At 33.0% G+C, this 19,110-nt stretch carries 21 protein-coding genes; 11 read left to right on the forward strand and 10 right to left on the reverse strand.

Annotated elements, in window-relative coordinates; translation table 11 throughout:
* Window positions 1-120: 120 nt before the first annotated feature.
* Both D1867_RS08125 and D1867_RS08130 read right to left on the reverse strand, forming a co-directional pair.
* Window positions 121-1,785 carry a hypothetical protein gene (locus D1867_RS08125; protein ID WP_155863703.1) on the reverse strand — a complete coding sequence of 555 codons (1,665 nt, stop codon included), beginning with the start codon at window positions 1,783-1,785 and terminating at the stop codon, window positions 121-123.
* Window positions 1,786-1,845: 60 nt separating this feature from the next.
* Window positions 1,846-2,721 (reverse strand): TFIIB-type zinc ribbon-containing protein, encoded by an 876-nt coding sequence (locus D1867_RS08130; RefSeq protein ID WP_155864435.1) that lies wholly within the window; start codon window positions 2,719-2,721, stop codon window positions 1,846-1,848.
* A gap of 165 nt (window positions 2,722-2,886) precedes the next feature.
* Here D1867_RS08130 and D1867_RS08135 point away from each other — a divergent pair, with 165 nt between their 5' ends.
* The gene (locus D1867_RS08135) at window positions 2,887-3,291 is read left to right on the forward strand and encodes a DUF3211 domain-containing protein (protein WP_155863704.1); all 405 of its coding nucleotides are present in this window, start codon (window positions 2,887-2,889) and stop codon (window positions 3,289-3,291) included.
* On the opposite strand, the gene D1867_RS08140 is transcribed toward D1867_RS08135, so the two are convergent.
* The gene (locus D1867_RS08140; RefSeq protein WP_155863705.1) at window positions 3,292-3,570 is read right to left on the reverse strand and encodes a hypothetical protein; all 279 of its coding nucleotides are present in this window, start codon (window positions 3,568-3,570) and stop codon (window positions 3,292-3,294) included.
* Window positions 3,571-3,837: 267 nt separating this feature from the next.
* Here D1867_RS08140 and D1867_RS08145 point away from each other — a divergent pair, with 267 nt between their 5' ends.
* The 3 genes from D1867_RS08145 (at window position 3,838) to D1867_RS08155 (ending at window position 7,051) form a co-directional block, all read left to right on the forward strand.
* On the forward strand, window positions 3,838-5,712 hold the full coding sequence (locus D1867_RS08145; protein ID WP_240872201.1) for a 2-oxoacid:ferredoxin oxidoreductase subunit alpha: 1,875 nt from the start codon (window positions 3,838-3,840) through the stop codon (window positions 5,710-5,712).
* Window positions 5,699-6,613 carry a 2-oxoacid:ferredoxin oxidoreductase subunit beta gene (locus D1867_RS08150; protein ID WP_338078005.1) on the forward strand — a complete coding sequence of 305 codons (915 nt, stop codon included), beginning with the start codon at window positions 5,699-5,701 and terminating at the stop codon, window positions 6,611-6,613. Before D1867_RS08145 ends, D1867_RS08150 begins: the two co-directional genes overlap by 14 nt.
* Before the next feature lie 69 nt (window positions 6,614-6,682).
* Window positions 6,683-7,051, forward strand: coding sequence for a dehydrogenase (locus D1867_RS08155; protein ID WP_155863706.1), 369 nt, complete (start codon window positions 6,683-6,685; stop codon window positions 7,049-7,051).
* Window positions 7,052-7,079: 28 nt separating this feature from the next.
* On the opposite strand, the gene D1867_RS08160 is transcribed toward D1867_RS08155, so the two are convergent.
* Window positions 7,080-8,444: a dihydrolipoyl dehydrogenase gene (locus D1867_RS08160; RefSeq protein WP_155863707.1), complete on the reverse strand. Its 1,365-nt coding sequence runs from the start codon at window positions 8,442-8,444 to the stop codon at window positions 7,080-7,082.
* Between the two features lie 195 nt (window positions 8,445-8,639).
* On the opposite strand from D1867_RS08160, the gene D1867_RS08165 reads away from it, so the two are divergent.
* On the forward strand, window positions 8,640-10,262 hold the full coding sequence (locus D1867_RS08165; RefSeq protein ID WP_155864437.1) for an AAA family ATPase: 1,623 nt from the start codon (window positions 8,640-8,642) through the stop codon (window positions 10,260-10,262).
* On the opposite strand, the gene D1867_RS08170 is transcribed toward D1867_RS08165, so the two are convergent.
* Entirely contained in the window at window positions 10,259-11,128 is an 870-nt protein-coding gene (locus tag D1867_RS08170) for a hypothetical protein (RefSeq protein WP_155863708.1), read from the reverse strand. The genes D1867_RS08165 and D1867_RS08170 overlap by 4 nt on opposite strands.
* A gap of 127 nt (window positions 11,129-11,255) precedes the next feature.
* A complete protein-coding gene (locus D1867_RS08175) occupies window positions 11,256-11,546 on the reverse strand; it encodes a hypothetical protein (RefSeq protein ID WP_155863709.1) in 291 nt (96 codons plus the stop codon).
* 145 nt (window positions 11,547-11,691) lie between these two features.
* Between D1867_RS08175 and D1867_RS08180 the strand changes: the two genes are divergently transcribed.
* Genes D1867_RS08180 through thiI form a run of 4 tightly spaced genes read left to right on the forward strand, consistent with a single transcriptional unit; the run spans window position 11,692 to window position 14,138 of the window.
* Window positions 11,692-12,033, forward strand: coding sequence for a hypothetical protein (locus D1867_RS08180; RefSeq protein WP_155863710.1), 342 nt, complete (start codon window positions 11,692-11,694; stop codon window positions 12,031-12,033).
* Between the two features lie 19 nt (window positions 12,034-12,052).
* The gene (locus D1867_RS08185) at window positions 12,053-12,280 is read left to right on the forward strand and encodes a hypothetical protein (RefSeq protein WP_155864438.1); all 228 of its coding nucleotides are present in this window, start codon (window positions 12,053-12,055) and stop codon (window positions 12,278-12,280) included.
* Window positions 12,281-12,326: 46 nt separating this feature from the next.
* On the forward strand, window positions 12,327-12,689 hold the full coding sequence (locus D1867_RS08190; protein WP_155863711.1) for a hypothetical protein: 363 nt from the start codon (window positions 12,327-12,329) through the stop codon (window positions 12,687-12,689).
* Between the two features lie 45 nt (window positions 12,690-12,734).
* Window positions 12,735-14,138 carry a tRNA uracil 4-sulfurtransferase ThiI gene (gene thiI / locus D1867_RS08195; RefSeq protein ID WP_205737145.1) on the forward strand — a complete coding sequence of 468 codons (1,404 nt, stop codon included), beginning with the start codon at window positions 12,735-12,737 and terminating at the stop codon, window positions 14,136-14,138.
* Here the strand turns inward: thiI and D1867_RS08200 are convergent.
* The 3 genes from D1867_RS08200 to D1867_RS08210 are packed head-to-tail and all read right to left on the reverse strand — an operon-like array spanning window position 14,122 to window position 17,272.
* On the reverse strand, window positions 14,122-15,573 hold the full coding sequence (locus D1867_RS08200; protein WP_155863712.1) for a tRNA uridine(34) 5-carboxymethylaminomethyl modification radical SAM/GNAT enzyme Elp3: 1,452 nt from the start codon (window positions 15,571-15,573) through the stop codon (window positions 14,122-14,124). The genes thiI and D1867_RS08200 overlap by 17 nt on opposite strands.
* Window positions 15,570-15,878 carry a hypothetical protein gene (locus tag D1867_RS08205; protein WP_155863713.1) on the reverse strand — a complete coding sequence of 103 codons (309 nt, stop codon included), beginning with the start codon at window positions 15,876-15,878 and terminating at the stop codon, window positions 15,570-15,572. The genes D1867_RS08200 and D1867_RS08205 overlap by 4 nt, the downstream gene beginning before the upstream one ends.
* 26 nt (window positions 15,879-15,904) lie before the next feature.
* Window positions 15,905-17,272, reverse strand: coding sequence for an MFS transporter (locus D1867_RS08210; protein WP_155863714.1), 1,368 nt, complete (start codon window positions 17,270-17,272; stop codon window positions 15,905-15,907).
* 89 nt (window positions 17,273-17,361) lie between these two features.
* Between D1867_RS08210 and D1867_RS08215 the strand changes: the two genes are divergently transcribed.
* Window positions 17,362-17,952, forward strand: a complete 591-nt coding sequence (locus D1867_RS08215; protein ID WP_373468796.1) for a methyltransferase domain-containing protein — start codon at window positions 17,362-17,364, stop codon at window positions 17,950-17,952.
* Window positions 17,953-18,043: 91 nt separating this feature from the next.
* Window positions 18,044-18,517, forward strand: a complete 474-nt coding sequence (locus tag D1867_RS08220; RefSeq protein WP_013774886.1) for a DUF2299 domain-containing protein — start codon at window positions 18,044-18,046, stop codon at window positions 18,515-18,517.
* On the opposite strand, the gene D1867_RS08225 is transcribed toward D1867_RS08220, so the two are convergent.
* Window positions 18,514-19,110 (reverse strand): 2-keto-4-pentenoate hydratase, encoded by a 597-nt coding sequence (locus tag D1867_RS08225; protein ID WP_155863715.1) that lies wholly within the window; start codon window positions 19,108-19,110, stop codon window positions 18,514-18,516. The two genes, D1867_RS08220 and D1867_RS08225, sit on opposite strands and share 4 nt — an antisense overlap.

Raw genomic sequence — 19,110 nt, forward strand, 5'->3', positions numbered from 1 at the left:
CAAATCTTAAAATTATAAATAAAATTAGAGTAATTAAAAAGAACATTATTTGATCATAAGAACTAAGATAAACTGAAAAAGATGGAAATATAGACAAAATAAATGAATATATATAATTTTTTACGTTCTTTTTAGCCATATTACTGACCTTAATTTACTCCAGCACAGTTTGACTAATAACCCAGATATTATTAGTAATACTATAAAATCTACTATGATTAAATATTGGTTGATATAATAAGCTTCATTTATAGCCTCTCCATACCCTTTATTCATAGGTATTCCTAGATATCCGTTACAATCTCTAGCACCTTTCCATAAACCATAATAAGGTACTAATACTTTAGCAAACGTGGAGTTACCTATAACTATCACCTTACAAGGAGTAACTGTAACATTAAGTGGTTCTCCACTAGCTGAAAAGGCTATAGATTTAAAACACTCATTTTCATATAAGTGAAACTTACCGCATGAGAATACTAGCTTAAAATTAGAGTAATTTGGAGTTTCATTACTAACTACTAGATAATATTTTATACCTTCATAAGCTAGCTGCTTTGCATTAACGCCAAATATTGAAAAAGATACTGGCAACAAATTCGGAATAAGACTCTCATATTTATAAATAGAGTATAAATTACATTCTAATAAAAACGTTTTATTTATTCCTATATAATAAAATCCTGGATGTTCGTAAATAAATTTTTGCAATTTAAAAAACTCCTCACACACTGCATAATTATTTGCATTAAATGTTAGTATAGCGTAAGCGGTTACATGCTCTTGCGTATACAAGTTAATGCAAGGCATATTTGCCAAGCTCATTAAAAATAGAATAAAGAAAATATATTTCCATGATTTTAAAAATACAAAGGAAATCACAACTAATCCTGAAATAAAAAGAATAAATTTCTGTTGAAACGATTCAAATATTAAATATATTGCATTTATAAGAGGTATATTAGGAATTTTTACAAAGACCGCAAGCCAAGTCAACAAAAGTATTAGAGCTACTGAAACTACAGCTGAGGGTATCTTATATTTTTTAATGAAAAGATAGATTGAAAATATTCCTAAATAAAAAGAAATATAATATATTTCTTTAACATATAATGGTATATAATGAGCGTTCGTTACATTTAACGAAGGGACAACTATTTCGTAAACTAAAACTTCATAATTTACCAGAGATAAAAAGGATAACGCCGAAGATGCCAGGGAGGCTAAAAGAAATTTTATCTTATTACTAGCAAAAAATAATATAGGCAATAGAAATATAAAATCTAGAATGAAAGACTCAAAATATATCCAATTTGCAACTATTAATACTAAAGATAAAATCAGAAAATTTTTCAAATTAATATTTTTTGCTAGTCTATAACCCAATAGGAATACTAAAGGGGCGAAGGCATAAGACATTAATATACCCGGTGCATCGCCTATATAAAGAATAAGTGCTGTGCCTGGGTTGAGCATAAAAAGAAATGATAAAATCCACTTTTTCCATTCTATCAAATTAAAATATGATGACATTACATAAAATAAAGTCGTGCCTAAAATAAAAGGCAATACTGTAAATATTTTCTCTGGCGAATTCCACCAAATTGAATTAAGAAAGTTATAAAAATACGAGAAAGGTGTGGTGATGGAAAACAGATATTGCCTATAGAATAGATAACTCGGTTCAGTATCTATCAAGGAAAAAGCATTAACCTCAAATACAGTCCTAAATACTATTACATAAAACACTAACGTAACTATAAAGAATAAATAAAACCTTCGCATATGAGAAAATAGAGCGTCATGTTATAAATCTTAAGGAAATACTTGGTTACATAAAAATGTTCAATTTATACCTTCTATATCTATTCCTAGTTCTCTAGCAATTTCCCTATATCTATTCCTTATAGTTACTTGTGTTACTCCAGACACTTCTGAGATCTCTCTTTGAGATCTCCTTTCTCCGTTAATATTTGCAGCTATATATACTGCCGCTGCTGCAATACTTGCAGGATCTTTACCAGAAGTTATTCCAGCTTTCTTAGCTCTCTCTACAATCTCCATAGCTGCAGTCATTACTTTACCACTAAGTCCTAATAATGATGCTATCTTCATTACATAGTACTTAGGGTCACTAGCAGGAACTTCTGTAACGTCTTCCCTTAGTAATAATCTATAAGCCTTTCCTATCTCTTTCTTATTAGCAGAGGTAGCTTTACTTATTTCCTCTAAAGTTGTCGGAATATTCATCTTTCTACATGCAGCATAGACTGATGCCGCAACTACTTCTTCTATGCTTCTACCTTTTATTAGCTTTTTCTCTAGCGCTTTTCTATAAATTATTGCAGCTTCTTCTTTCACCGACTTTGGTAATCCTAGATTGTCTATTATCCTCTCGAGTATTGTCATAGCCTTAACTAAGTTCCTCTGTTCTGAAGTGCCTACCCTAGATCTTATTTGTAATTTCCTCAATCTCATAGCTTTTATTCTATCCTTTGCCCTTGTATCCATATAGGTTGAAAGACCCATATCGTGGACTGCTATGTTAATTGTACCGGCTCTGCTTCTTTCTCTATTCTCTTCTTCAGTATATGCTCTCCACTCAGGTCCTTCGTCTACAACTTTATCCTCTAGTACTTCTCCGGTCTCTGTACAGATGTACTCTCCTCTACTAGCGTCAAAGACTATTTTGTCCTTTGGACATATTACTTCACTACTCATACTGGTCACAGATTTACATATATTGTCTTTCTAGTTAATAAAGTTTTCTTTATAAAATGTAATCATGAATTTAATGTTGGAAAAAGATAATATTTGATATATTTTATTTAATGATAAATGGCATACATTTATAATCTTTAGGCTTAAATTCTATAATGATGAAACATGAGAATTAGCGTTGAAATAGAAACCAAGCATGAAAGTAATGCGTTGTTAGTAGTTCTGTCTGATCCTTCATTTGTATTACCCAATTTATTCCCTCCAATTAAGGAAGTTAAAATAAGTGAAGGAAAATACACTTGTAAAGGAAAATTCCTAGGAACGCCTTTCGAAATAGTCGGCAATTATTATTTCTCAACTGAGGGAAGAATAAAATATGTCTTTACAATAAATAAAGGCGGAAATGGAAATTTGGAGTTTTTGATTGAGCAAGGCAAGGTTACATTGATATTCGACTATGATGGATGGTTTGAAAAAATCTCTAGATTATTTATATCTAGGTGGATCAATGAGTTTAAGAAGAATTTTGAGGAAAAAGTTAGGTTAAAAAGAATTGAAAGTAAAATTTAATCAAACGATAGCCTCTATATGAATAAAGAGCAGCATTGATGTTATAGCTACTATAATTTTCTCTGTGGCTTCTTTGCTAATTATAGTGCTTTTCTCCTTCAGTTTTACACGCCTCTTCCCTATACTTAGCTCTCCTTCGCCCTTGTGTACTATTAAAGATAACTCTTGGTTTTTCTTAAAGACTATTTTCTCTCCTGGTTTCATATACATTATTATATCTGCTGCATTCTTTGAAATAAACATATCATTTTTTATTGAAATTAATTCGTGGTACTTCATGAGTGCTAACTACTTTCACGGGTATATTTATTTTTCCCAGAGTGGGGCTTGAAAGTGATAAAGTTTCCTAAGATTTATGATAGAAATTTTTCAGAAATTTCCATATAATACCGTCTTAAGTTTTTACAATGTTTATGATACGAATTAAATATTACGCACTTAATATTATTTTAACCTTGTATTAAAGGCGCCAATTAACTTTGTTAAAATACTCATTTATAAAATTACGTGAGAGCATTTTATATTCTACCTTCGAGAATTTATAATATGTCACGATATTCTTGGATGATAGGAGGGGCACAAGGTTTAGGAGTAGATACTTCAGCAACAATTTTTGGAAATGCAGTAGCAAGAGCTGGTTACTATCTTTATGGTAATAGAGAGTACTATTCCAACATTAAAGGTAGACATTCGTATTTTCAAGTAGTATTTAGTGAAAAGCCTATACATAGTATTTCCTCTACTGTAAACGTGTTAGCGACATTCGATGCAGAGACTATCTTCCAACATTTCACAGAAGTTACTGATTTTATTATTTATGATAAAGGAGTGGAAGGAACAAATGTAGACATGGTCAGATCTATGGAACCAGAAATAGCTGAACGAATAAGGGAATTATTATCTAAAAACGGATTAGGAGATACAGTAAAAGACGTCATATCTTACCTTGAAAAAAAGGGAGTAAAAGCCATACCAATCAATTATCTAGAGTTATTAAAGAAAGTAGCCGACGCATATAAATTACCTTTGTCTGTAGTTGAGAGAGCAAAGAATATCATAGCTGTAGCTGCCTCTATGTCTCTCTTTGGTTTTAAATTAGATTACTTAAAACAAGCAATATCTTCTCTATTTAAGAACGATCTTTTTATTAAATTCAATACAATGGCAGCCGAATTGGGATATAGCTTAACGGAGAACCATTATAAATTGCAAGAAATTCCTGTTTCAAAACCCAGAATACAAGTTGATGGAAATACAATATCTGCAATAGGAAAACTAGCTGCGGGTCTTAGATTCCAATCTTATTATCCTATTACTCCAGCAAGCGACGAAAGTACATATATCGAGGCTAATCAAAATCTCGATATGATAGTTGAGGCGGGCGAATTAAGAAAAGGAGGCGCAGTTGTTGTTCAAGCCGAAGATGAATTAGCAGCAATAAATATGGCTATAGGTGCAACATTAACTGGAGCTAGAGCGGCTACCGCAACTTCTGGTCCGGGCTTTGCTTTAATGGCTGAAGGAATAAGCTGGGCTGGAATGAACGAGGCACCAGTAGTTATAACATATTATATGAGAGGTGCTCCATCAACAGGCTTACCAACAAGATCTGGCCAAGGAGATTTAAAATTTGCACTTAACGTTGGCCATGGAGAATTTCCTAGGATAGTTATAGCTTCTGGAGACCATGAGGAAATTTTCTGGGACGCAATTTGGGCTTTCAATTTAGCTGAGAAGTATCAAACGCCGGTAATTCATATTATTGAGAAAACATTAGCTAATGCATATTCAGTATTTGATGAAGATCGCATATTAGGTAAGAAAATTCCTATAGAAAGAGGAAAAATAGTGAAACCTAGCGAAGACTTTTTCAGAAGGTTTGAAATAACAGAAGATGGAATTTCTCCTAGAGCTTTCTTAGGAGAGGCAAGCATGTTTTATGCAGGAGACGAACACAATGAGGAAGGGCATATAACTGAAGGAACAGAAAATAGAATAAAAATGTATGAAAAGAGAATGAAGAAACTAGAAACTGCGGATAAAGAAATCCCAGAGGAACTAAGAGTCAACATTGTAGGCGACGGCAACATCGTGCTATTAACTTGGGGTTCTCCTAAGGGAGCAATAATAGATGCTATGGACGAATTAAAAGATGTAATGATGATTCAAGTGAAAATGTTTAATCCCTACCCAAAGAACTTGATGAGAAAGTTACTTCAAGGAAAGAGTAAGATAATAGCTGTTGAGAACAATTATGAGGCACAAGGAGCTCAAATACTTACAGAAAATACTGGAATCTTCCCAACCAATTACATATTAAAATGGACAGGAAGAGCTATAACTAGGGAAGAAATAATTGAAGGCGTAAAACAAATTGTTGAAAAAGGAGAAAAGAGGGTGGTGTTAAGTGCAGGAGCATAAACCGGTATTCGTAGATTGGTGCCCAGGCTGTGGAAACTTTGGAATATTAAGAGCAGAAGAAATGGCAATAAAGGAACTAGGGATAGATCCTAAAAAAGTTATAGTAGTATCAGGAATAGGTTGCTCGGGTAAGATACCTCACTTTATACAATTACCTATAGGAGGAGTACATACTTTACACGGAAGGTCTATAGCTTATGCTACCGGAATAAAATTATCTAATCCATCATTGGAAGTAATTGTAAATATAGGAGACGGTGACGGACTAGGTATAGGAATGGGACATTTTATTCATGCAGGTAGAAGAAATATTGATATGACAGTAATAGTTCACGACAATGGAGTTTACGGATTAACGAAAGGTCAAGCGTCACCTACTCTTCATAGAGGTTTAAAAACTAAGTCGTTACCTAGACCAAATATAAACGACGCTGTAAATCCAATTTCAGTAGCATTATCTGCAGGATATACCTTCGTTGCAAGAGGATATGCCTACGATGTAATGCACCTTAAAGATCTAATAGTTAAAGCAATTAAGCATAAAGGGTTAGCATTTATAGATGTTTTACAACCTTGTCCAACATATAATGATATAAATACTAAGGAATGGTATGATAAGAGAATTTACAAATTAGACAACGACCCCACTTGGGATCCTAAAGTAAAGAGTGAAGCTGACCAGCAAACAAAGTTTGAGAGGGCTATGTTAAAAGCGCTAGAATGGGGAGACAAAATACCTATTGGAGTATTTTATGAGAACGAGCTAGTTCCAACATTTGAAGAAAGAATAATGCAAAATATACCTAACTACTTAGATTATTATCCTGCAAAACAAGAAATAGAGAAAAACGGTGAATCTACCACTAGAATCGATGAGCTTATAAAAGCAAAAAGAGTTTAACGGAGTTTTTCGAGTTTAGCATATTTTTTCCGTTTAAACTTTTATAACTTTTTAAAACAAGGTAATATTATGTCCCAGCTTTCTATTCTCCAAATAGCTAAAATGCAGGAAAAAGAAAGAGAAGAAACAATGAGTAAACTATTCCAACAACTCCTTGGGATGAAAGATGAGGATAAGATAAAGACTCTAAAAGATCTAATAAGAGAAATGGCAGAAAAAGCTACTGATGAAGAATATTTAAATTTATGCAAAACCAACCTTAAGTTAGCTTCAACATTACCTGATGACCTTCTAAAAGCTTTTATACAGTTAAGAATGCAAGCTTCTTCCCAATTACCCAAAGACTTACACGATAGAGACATGAAATTGTTAACTAAAGCCTTAGGAGAAATAGATACACAAATAAGAGAAAAAATAATTAGAAATATGCCAAAATAAATAAATGAAAATTTTTCTTCTTTTTATTTCAAAATATGCTCCTTGCTGCATAACTTATGCTTTCATTTGACATAGGATGTTGATCTGCATAATTAGCCATTTGTCTAGCTGTTAATCCATTAGCTACTGCAATGCCTATTTCATTTATCATCGTTGGCGCATCTATCCCTATTATCCAACCTCCAATTATTCTTAAAGATCCTCTCTCAAAGAATAGTCTAACTTCTCCTTCGGCTTCATCATACATTTGCGCTCTTGAATCTTTACTCAAGGGATATGATGCTTCTATTATGTCAATTCCTCTCCTTTTTGCCTCCTCTGGTAATATTCCCACATAAGCTATAGAAGGAATTGTAAAAACGGAAATTGGAACGCTTTGAAAGTCCATGTAATCTATTGGTGTACCTGCAAGTATATTATGAGCAGAAACTAAAGATTGCCTAACTGCTGAATGGAAGAACATTGATCTGCCATTCACGTCGCCCGGTGCATAAACGTTTTTAACATTAGTTGCTATTGTCTCATCAACCATTATCCCTGTTTTACCTATTGCCAAACCCAATTTTTCAGTCCCCTTAGGATATGCTGGCCTTCTACCTGTAGCTAACATAACTAAATTTGCGGAAATTTCCTTTTTCTCTGATTTTTCGGAATATATTACTTTATACTCGTCTTTATCTCCAATCTTCTGAACTTCTATAACTGGGGAGTTAAACCTTATATCAATGTTCTTATCCAACATTGAAAGTAACGAGGACACAAGTCTACTATCCAGTCCTCTAAGTACTCTATCTGACCTAACTAATACATGAACTTTAGTACCTAAGGCATTCATAATAGAGGCAGTTTCTAGAGCAATATAACCTCCTCCAATTATTATCATTTCTTTAGGTAATTTTCTTATCGAAGTCTTATATTTATAAAGATCGTCACTGGTTATACAATATTCTGAACCTGGGAATTTTGGTTTAAAAGGCTCACTTCCAGTAGCTAAAATGAGGTATTTGTACTCTACCTGCACATCTCCTTTCTCATCTTTGATTATTGCGTGATGATTATCTATAATCTCTACTTCTCCTTTATAAAATTCTATAGAAGATTCTGCCAATTCTTGTTTATGTTGCTTAAACCTAGTTTCTTGAACAAAGTCTTTATGATCTTGGGCTTTCTCAAAGGATATTGTCTCATTAAATCCTAGTAATTTCTTGGCTCTTACGTACAGATGTGCTAATTCTCTCAGCGTCTTAGAAGGCACACAACCTTGATATAAACAGTTACCTCCTAGTTCTCCTTTGGGATCAGCCATTACTACCTTTAATCCGGCTTTATCTAATCTAAATGCTGCTGGATAGCCTGCACCACCCGCTCCTGCTATCAAAACATCTACTATCATATGTCAATTATAAAGTTAAGATTAAAAAGAATTTTTATGCATTAAGAATTTAGATGACTCTATATTTAAAAATAATACGCAAGGTTTATCGCCTTTGAAAAGCATATAGAATTTGTGAGTGTCTCTGAGACCCTTCAATTAGCAATAGAAATCCTTCAGATATTATTCTTCATAGTGCCTTTTCTATTCTTCCTAATGATGATGAGGGCTAATAGAATAGCTAATAGGCATAAGAAAGTTGTTAGCTACATACCAAGTACAAGGTTAGAAGACCTATACGATTTAAAAGACGTAAAGAAGAGGCTTGAAGAAATTGCTGAAGAGGTTAAAAAAGGTAAAACCTACGGTGTAATACTTTTTGGGCCTCCAGGAACGGGTAAAACAAGCCTATCGAAGGCCATCGCAAATAAACTAGGCTGGAATTTCTTTCAGTTGAACGCATCAGATATATTGAGTAAATGGTACGGAGAAAGTGAAATTTTACTAACTTCCTTCCTTGATAAAGTTGAATCAAATCAGCCTGCAGTACTTTTCATTGACGAAATAGATAGTTTTACAATGAGCAGAGAGGACGATGTACATGAGGTAACTCATAGGCTGATAAATATTCTATTAAATAGAATCCAAGAATTCCATGATAAAGGAGATAAAATACTCATAATAGGTACTACTAACTTGCCTCAAGAGATAGACGAGGCATTCCTTAGACCGGGAAGATTTGATGAAATAATTTATGTTCCTTTACCCGATGAAGAAGGAAGAGAAGAAATATGGAAAGGATACATCAAAGATCCTAATATAAATTACAAACTCTTAGCTAAGAGATCGGAAAGATTTTCTCCAGCAGATATTAAATTAATAGTAGATGAAGTTAAATCAAAAATTCAAAATCCTACAACTGAAGATTACCTAAAATTCATTGAGAATTTTAAACCATCGGTAAAAATTTCTACATTAATAAAATTCGAGAATTTAGCCAAGAAATACTCTAGGGAGAAAATGATCGATAAACCATTTGGAGTACCAGATATTACTTGGGACGATTTAGGAGACTTAGAAAAAGTCAAGGAAATAATAAGAGAATCTGTTGAATTACCAATAAAAAATAGAGAATTTGCTGAAAAATTGGGAATAAAACCAGTAAAAGGAATCTTACTTTATGGACCTCCCGGAACAGGAAAAACAAGCATTGCAAAAGCTATGGCTAATGAATTAAAAGCATCTTTCATAATTTTATCCGGAGAAGAAATCGCATCAGCACAAATGAGAGCACCAGAAGTAATAGCAGAAAAGTTTAACATTGCTAGAGACAATTCTCCTGCAGTAATATTCATTGACGAAATAGATATGATAGCAAAGAATAGAATGTTTAATGAATGGAGAAATGCGTTGACTGAACTTTTAACTCAAATAGATGGAATAAGGGAAACTGACGACATTATACTAGTTGGAGCAACTAATAGACCGTGGGATTTAGATCCAGCAATTTTAAGACCAGGGAGAATTGACAAATTAATTTACGTACCACCTCCAGATTACGAAGGAAGAATTAAAGTTCTTAAAGTATTAACTAAAGGCTTAGAAGTTGATGAAAAGACAATAGATGAAGTTGCTAAAATTACAGAAAACTATACACCAGCAGACTTGAAACTGGTTGTAGATGAGATAAGAAGAAATCTACTTAAGGAAGCTTCAATTACAAATACGCTTAGAATTAAAGTTAATATTGATGATTTTAAAAATGTTCTAGACAAGGTTAAACCCAGCATAACAAAAGAAGAACTAAGAATGTATGAAAGTTTTAAAGCTAGATTTTAAGCGTGTAATAAAATAGACATTGGCACTAGGGAATACATGGATAGTAGTATTATACTTTCTTTTATGGAAAGATTATTATTATTGAATAGTACGAACATCAGCGTACTAACTAGTATTAAAGCTAGAAGAGAGTAATTAATACCTATAAATACTCCTTCGGGTCCTCCTAGAAGTCCAGCTAAACTTAATGTGAATGCGCTCAGAATTATTGTTTCTACTATAAAACTCAAAGTCATTTGAGATCCTAATTCTGGACTTGATAAGCTTCCCTTTATTGCAACTATTATATCTTGTATATTAAGTACAATAGGAAATAAGAAGATCGTGAATGCCCAAGAAGGCAAGAATTTTGAGGACATGAAAACTAAATTATTCGAAGCGATCCAAAGAATCGTGATTCCAGAAAGCATGAAAAGCAAAGATCTTACTGAGAACTTGACCTCATTAAGTCTAAGCATTAAATAATAACTCAGTATAAAAAGTGATACAATACCTATTTCTAGGTTTATTTTTTGTAGAATAAAAATTGATAATAAAATACTCATTATTATTAGAATAATTCTTCTTTCTTTAAAATTAACTATACTAATCCTTCTCTTCCTCCATTTTAGGAAAACTGAGACATTTACTATAGCAATACCTAGAGTATAAATTGTAAGAGCAGTTATAAAAAATGAGGATAAGGCCAAATAAAAATTCTTATGAAATAGTAAGTTACTTAAAATTATCAATTCTGGTAGCACTGAAAGAGCGCCAAGCATGAAACCTTGTTGTATTATTTCTTTACCTCCTTTTACAATTAGCTCGCTCCCTATGTAAAAGCCTAGAATAGATAATATTGCTTCTATAAGGTAATACACAAACACAAATAATATATTTATAAACATTATCCTATAAGCTTTTCATAAATCATAGACTAAAAATATAAAAATATGAGGTCATACGTTTTTAAATATTTAATAATTTAACGAAAATAAAATTAAAAATGTAAAGCTAAGATAGGAGTAAATCTTGAATATGTTCAAGTTGATTTTTAATTCTCTTGTATTTTTGAGAAAGGATATAGAGAGAAATTAATATTACTCCAAATTCGCCTTTTATAGTGATAATATCCTCATAAGAAATATAATCTTTTTGAATAATTTTCCTAAGAATTTTAAGTTCTTTTCTTAATCTTAATAAGTCCTTTCTAGCACTTCTATTTGAAACTGCTAAAGCACTAATATTGTAAATAGCGTCATTAATCCTCTTTTGCAAGTCTTTATTAAAAACTGTAATCTCCATTTATACCACATATATTTTTGCATCGGATGTTATAACTCTTTTCTAAATATATTTTAACAAAAGTACATCCCAAGCATCTTAGATATTCACGAGTGAAAAATGATATTTACTAAAAGTATTTTTTATCTAGAAAAATGATTTACCTATGGATAAGTATCTATTAGCGTTACTTGGCGAAGCAGGAGCTTCTGGATTAGCTAAAGCGTTTTATGTTAGATATAAGACAACGTATTTTAAAGAAGCGTTTGAAGACGAGCAATCCCATTGGAGTTATTTTAGAAAATATAGAAGATCTATCCTAGAAAAGCCAACTTATTATGCACTTTTCATATTTGGGATTTTAATTTCATTACTTGGATATAATGCCGTTAAAAGGGTAGTACGATTCGTGGAAACTAATGCAATTAGATTTTATGAGAAAAATTTTGTAATTGAAGGAGAGTTAAAGAAAATATTAGAGGAAGAGAAAAAGCATATGAATGTATAGTATTATAACATATAGTGTTATGACTAGAATACTCAACATAAAAGATACACCAGGAGGTAGGATAATAGAGGGCCTAGTACCAGCTAAATGTATTGTAGGATTCCATAAAGTGAGGATAAAAGTCATAAATAGCAAAATGGTTGAGAGCGAATGCAGTTGTGGAAGTACTCTTTGCCCTCATGCAGTAAAGTTATATTTATTTTATATGGCTCATGTAAAAAGAAACGAGAATTCTATAAAAAGATGATTTTGGATAATAACATTTAAATTTCTCTATTCATAAATCATATCAGATGAAAATTAATGATTTAACTAGAATCATAGAGGATTTAGGCTTTCATATAGGGAGAATAGAAAATATAGAGAGAGGGATAAGAATTTTTATAAAAGAGAATTTTTATATTGATATAATGGAAGAAAATAATGAGTGGATTTTATATTATGTAAGGAAAGTAGATTGTAAAAATCTCCATCTAATAAGAGAAAAAATAAAGAAAAGAAACCAAGAAATATTAAACAAGGGTTATATTACTGGTATATGCTTTTTGTCCAATTCATGTAATGTAGTAGTAGTTAAGAAATTAAAGAACGGAAAAGACGAAAAATTATGGGATGAGTATTTTAATATGATTAAGGTAGCGGACTTAGTAACATAAAAATATTTGAGAAAATCGTTTTAAGTTCAATACGAAGTTTAACAAGTGAAACTTCTAATAGTAAGATATGATGAAATAGGGGTAAAGAGTGACGTAGTAAGGAAAAAATTAGAGAAATTACTAATTGATAATTTAAAAGCTTCTGCAAGTTATTTCAGTTGTGGCGAGGTAAAAGCTGAAAAAGGTCAGGGCAGAATTTACCTTTACGGTAATATAGATTGTCTAAAAATTTCGTCATCTAAAGTATTCGGGGTAAAATCTGTAAGCCCTGCCGAGAAAATAACTTTCCAAAACTTAAATGAGATTGTAGATTTTGCTGAAAAATTATGGAAGAATAAAATTGAAGGAAAAAGATTTGCAATAAGGGTTAGAAGAGTAGGAAAACATGATTTTACTTCAATAGAGGCTGCAGCAAGAATTGCTGATAGATTCCATGGCAAAGTAGACTTAGAAAATCCAGAAGCAGAGGTATTCGTAGAGATAAGACAAAATGAGGCTTATTTTTACGACGAGATTATTAAAGGACCAGGAGGATTACCCCTAGGATCTGAAGGAAAAGCCTTAGCTTTAGTGTCCGGAGGAATAGATTCTCCAGTAGCTTCATGGATGATAATGAAAAGAGGTGTAGCATTAGATATTTTGCATTGTAATATCTCAGGACCTAATAATCTATCCTCGATCATGAAAGTAATAGATAAGATAAAAGAATGGTCACAAGGTTACACTCCTAGAGTTTTCATAGTAGATTGTGGAAAAATAATGGAAGCTATAATGAAGAAAGTAGACATTAGACTCTGGTCGGTGGCATTTAAGAGAGCACTATATTTAATAGCAATTAATTATGCAAGCAAGATAGGAGCTAAAGCAATAGTTACAGGGGAATCTTTAGGTCAAGTCTCTTCTCAAACACTTTCTGTTCTCAGTGGGCTTCAGCACAAAATAGATCTACTCTTTCTTAGACCTCTAATAGGCTTTGATAAGGATGAGATAATAAAATTAGCCAGAGAAATAGGGACATTCGAGCTTTCAACAAAGGTTCCAGAATATTGTGCTTTATTCTCTCATAAGCCTAGAACTAAAGTAACAATTGAAGAAATAGAAAAAATAGATGAAGCACTAAAAGAAGCCATTGAGGAGACTCTTAAAGAAAGCGAACAAATGCAGACTGAGAATTATAACGTTCAGATATATCTTGACAAATTACCTACATCGTTGCAAAATACAGTTATCATTGACCTTAGAAAAGAAGAGGAATATAAGAAAAGTCATCTACCCAATGCTATAAGACTTGATCCTTGGGAAGTTATGGATTTCGTTCTAAAGACGGGTAAAGATAAGACATACATCTTATATTGCGAGAAAGGAGTAGTTAGCGGAGACCTTGCATATAGACTTAAGAAAATGGGATATAATGCATTCGCATTAAAGAATCCTACGCTAGCTGCTTAGCCATGTATGGCCCATACCTTATGTACCCCTTTTGCCTATAGTATTCTCTTACTCCAATGCCAGAAAGAACGAGAATCTTTTTAGCGTCAAATTCCTCTAGTGAAATTCTTTCAGCTTCTTTGAGTAAAGCAGAACCGTAACCCTTATGTTGGTAAGCTTCATCTTTCTTTTCGCCTATAGGTACTTCTTCTCCATATACATGTAATTCTCTAACAATTGTTGTCTTCTCATCAATTTCTTTCCTATGCGAATTCCCTGGTTTCCTTAACCTCAGATAACCTATTATAAGTCCGTTATCGCTCTCGAACGATAAGAAAACTTCTGTACCTCCACTTGCCTCGTAAATTTCTTTATGTAGGGATATTCTATCGGGTTTTATCTTCCTATGTAGCCAAGCAACTCCAACTTCCCTATACCTTATTTCTTTAATTTCTATTCCCTTTTCTTCAGCTCTTTTCTCAACTAGTTCTCTTAAATTTCCCTTCTTATTTCCTGCTAATATAATATTTGCTGGAATATCTCTCTGTATTCTCATAATCCTTACCCACTTTGGTATGTAACGGTACGCCTCAGAAATTATTTCAACTAAAGTATCAGTATCATAAGGAGTATACAATCCTCTTTTCCATAACTCTGCTAAGGGAGCAGTTTCAACTACGAGAGTAGGGTAAATTTTTAGCATATCAGGCATAAAATCTGGATTAGCAAAAATTTCTTTTATTGTCTCTAAATCCTTATCTGGATCAGCCCCAGGTAAGCCTAACATTATATGATACACTATCTTAAACCCAGAGTCCTTTAGTATCCTAGTGGATTCGATACTATCCTTAACTGTGTGTCCCCTATTAACCCTCTTTAGGATATCGTCATAGATTGTTTGAACCCCCAATTCAACTTTAGTTGCTCCAAGCCTAAGCATTTGGTTAGCATGCCACTCCTTGCCCCAATCGGGTTTAGTTTCTATAGTCATTCCAACACATCTAATTTGAGCGGTCTCATTTCTTAATTGCGCATCTTCCAGATACACAAATTTGCCTTTCTCTTTCTTTTTAGGAAAATTATTCATTGCCTCTAATGCGTTAGTAACAAACCAGTCTTGATAATCTAAAGGCAAAGAAAGAAACGTCCCACCCATTATAATTAATTCCACCTTATTAGGAAAGTGACCATTCTCAAAGTACTGTGCTAGCCTAGATCTTACTTGACAGTAGGGATCAAAATTATTCTCTATAGCTCTCATCAAAGTGGGTTCTCTGCCATAATAACTTTGTGGAGTATTATACTCAACCCCTCCTGGACAGAAAATGCACTTACCATGAGGACATCTATGAGGATGAGTCATTATAGAAACTGGGGCTACTCCAGAAATTGTCCTAACTGGTTTTTTAAGCACAAAAAAATGTGTGTTTAAAAAATAATAAAAATACCTTATCATCTTACGTGCAATTTCTTTTCTTTTCTACTCGTTGTTTTAGGAAGCATTCTCGTTGAGTTCTTTAAAAACTTATATTCCTTTATCCTAGCTAATGCTTCTTCTGGTTTAGAAACGCCTTTCAGTATTTCTGCTAGCCCTTTTTCACCTATATAATTCAACCAGGCCACTATATGCCCCTCCTTTAGATGGTACTCTAAAGCTGCGGGGTCATCTTTAGTCAGCCTTTCCATTTCCTTTTCTAGTTCTTCTACGTTATGGGCTATGCCTATTACCTTATCATATGATTTAAAGTAGAAAGGTTCCATGTATAACTGGTTTTTCTAAAAAATTTTTAAGTCTCTTGGTTAATTGTTACGTTTTCAAATACTTCCAATTCCTTCTTCTTAGTTTCTGGAATAAAGAACAGAGTGATTAAGCTTGAAATTAAAGCTATTAACGAATATATTCCAATCATTGTAGCTAATCCATATTTAGCTAATAATAAAGGAAATGCCGTAGAAACTAATGCTGCTGATAATCTATCTGCACTAACGCTAATGGCCTGACTGGTACCTCTAATTTTTGTAGGAACTATCTCTGGGGTTACCATAGCAGAGCCTATTATTGAGGCTGGACCTATGGCTGAGAATAAATAGTTTAAAAGATAGAAAGTAAAACCTAGTAAGGCCGCCTCTCCTACTAACGACTTTGCTGCACATAAGGGATTAGGCGGAACTGCTATATGTAAACCAAAAAGGGAAGGATCATAAAGTAAGAGAAAATACATCATTAACCAGAAAGATACTCCAGCATATCCAATTACTATTAAAGGTTTCCTTCCTACCTTATCTATAGTGCTCATACATATTAATTGACCAGGAATTCCTGCTGCAAATTGTGCAATGTAAGTAAATTCTATAGCAGAAATACCTAGATTACCTGCTATAACTATAGGCCCATAAACCGAAAAAGTCGAGGAATACATGTCGTAGAGCATCCATAGAATAGAAGAAGCAATTATAAGCAAAGTAGAAGATTTTAGCCTTTTTATGAAGGGAGTTGTATCTTTGACTATTGTAAGTTTCTTACCAATCTCTTTTTCTATTCCTTTAATATCTTTTTCCAACGGCTTTACTCTACTTACGAATAATATAGTCTCGTATATTCTTCTCCTTAGGAAAATTACGGAAAAAGCAGGAACAGCACCGAATCCTAGTACAACCCTCCAAATTATGTAAGATGGCAAATGTAAAAGAATTAACATTTGTTCTACAAACGCTGCAGCTACTGCACCTAATCCCCACATGAAGGCAAACGTTATAACCATAAGTTTGCCTCTATTTTCTGCTCTAGCATTTTCTGCAACTATTATCGGTGAAAGAACGTAATCTGCGCCTATTCCCATTCCAAGTATTAATCTTGATACGAATAATTCTGGAATATTTTCCGAGAATGCTTGTAATAAAGCACCTATGGTCATTAACGCTGTATCTATGCCATACATTATTTTCCTGCCTTGTTTATCTGCTATTATTCCAAAGAGTAATGCCGATAATGCTGCACCATAATAAGATGAAGCAATTATGAGACCTAAAGTAAGATTAACAAAATGAAAAGAAGAGGAAATAAAGTAATATGCAAGAGAGATTGAATAAAGATTATAACCATCAGTAAAAACTCCCATCCCTGAGACTAGAACATTCCTCCATTCAAGTCTCATAAAATAAGTATATACTCAATATTTATAAATCTGAGTGTTTAACAATTCATGACATAAGTCAAATATATTTTAATTGTAAAGAAATTCAGATGGGAATGAAAGAGGATGAAATAAAGCTAATGAACATGAATGCTTACGAGTACATAGTACATAGGAGAAAACCGATAGAGATTAAAATGAATGAAAGCCCAGCAGGAGATATTGGTTGTGGATCTGGACAAAATTGTAAACTATTAAAAGGATTTGTCATATGCCTTGATATAGCGGAGAAACAGCTTAAGGAAGCTAAGAAAAGAGGCTGTGAAAATTTAATTCAAGCTGATATGGAGTTCCTTCCTTTTAGAGATTCTTCATTTAAACTTTTAATGTACATTGCTTCAATACATCAATTACCATCTCCAAATAACGCATTAGCTGAAGCAATGAGAGTGCTTAAAAAAGGTGGAAAGATAATTATTACAGTTTGGCTAAGACAAATTAGATTTTTATTCAGAAAGGAAGTAATTGTAAAATCTAATATAAACGGTGTAGTCGTAATGAGGTATTATAGACTATACTGGCCTTGGGAGCTAAAAAAGATATGCGAGAAAAGGGGATTCGTAACTTTAGACTACAAGGTTTACAGAAATAGAGCTATATTGCCTAATAATGCAATTTATATAGGGTATAAAAATACTTGACTCCCAAGGTTAAGGCTTTCAATCTTTTGTACATTTATATAGCTCTATTTCTTTTCATTAAAAATAATAGACTGATATCCTTTATTCACCTATGGATAATGAAATAAAAAAATGGATCCAAGAGTTAGGCTTAATGATAAATGTCCCACCACAAGCAAAGGAACCATTCCACGTTGTAATGTATCCTCCTCAAGGTGGAGGACCTACATTAGAAGTAGTAAGACCACCTAATCAAAACCTATACATAGTGATTATGGGAGTAGGAATACATGAAATACATCAAAATGCCTTAAAGGAGATGAAAGAAGATGAAAGAAGAAAGTTCCTTAACGAACTAAAATACGATTTATTAAAAATGGGCGTAGATATAATTTTCATGCCAGTTGGACAAGAGATACCAAGCGCAATTCAAGTATCGAGAGTTCTATTGCCAGATAACCTTACTGCAAACGAGTTCGTAAATGCTGTATACATAGTAAGGAATGCGGGCCTCTATATTATATTCAAATTCTCTGATACTTTCGGTACACCTCAGGGTAAAGGAGGAAATATTAGATATATCTAAACCATTTTTACACTTATAGTTTTCTTTCCTTCTACTCTTATTTTGTCTCCTTTAGATATTTTATAAGGCCCGAGAAAAGCCCCTAACGCTACGTATCCTTCCATAAAATCCTTAATTAAACTTTGCGGAGAATATGTAGGAGATCCAGTAGCTATATATTTATCGTTTATGAATAACTTGAAAGAACCATAAGGAGGCTCGATTTCTTTACCAACAAAGAGCCTTCCGGCAAAAGCATCGTCTGCTATAATATATTGTGCAGGCAAATCCCATGTTTTGAATCTTGTAGCAGGAATTTCTAAACCTAAATAAACCTTTGAAATCCTTCCACTTTTAACTAGTGCTATTAACTCAACCTCTACTTTATGAGTTTTAAACCACAATTCTACATCTTCGCTAGACGTAATCATAGCCTTAGTTAAAACTCCTATAATACCACCTTTCGCAATTTTATACCCTCCTAAACCTTCATAATCTATAAGCATCTTAGAGAATTCTTCACCAACTTTTTTGCCTTCTTCTTCCGTAAGTGGAAATGGGTCTATTTCTTTCCTTTCCTTATATGCCTGGAAGAGTTGTTCTGCCTTTTCCAT

Origin of the sequence: Acidianus infernus (assembly GCF_009729545.1) — an archaeon.
GTDB classification, from domain to species: Archaea; Thermoproteota; Thermoprotei_A; order Sulfolobales; family Sulfolobaceae; genus Acidianus; species Acidianus infernus.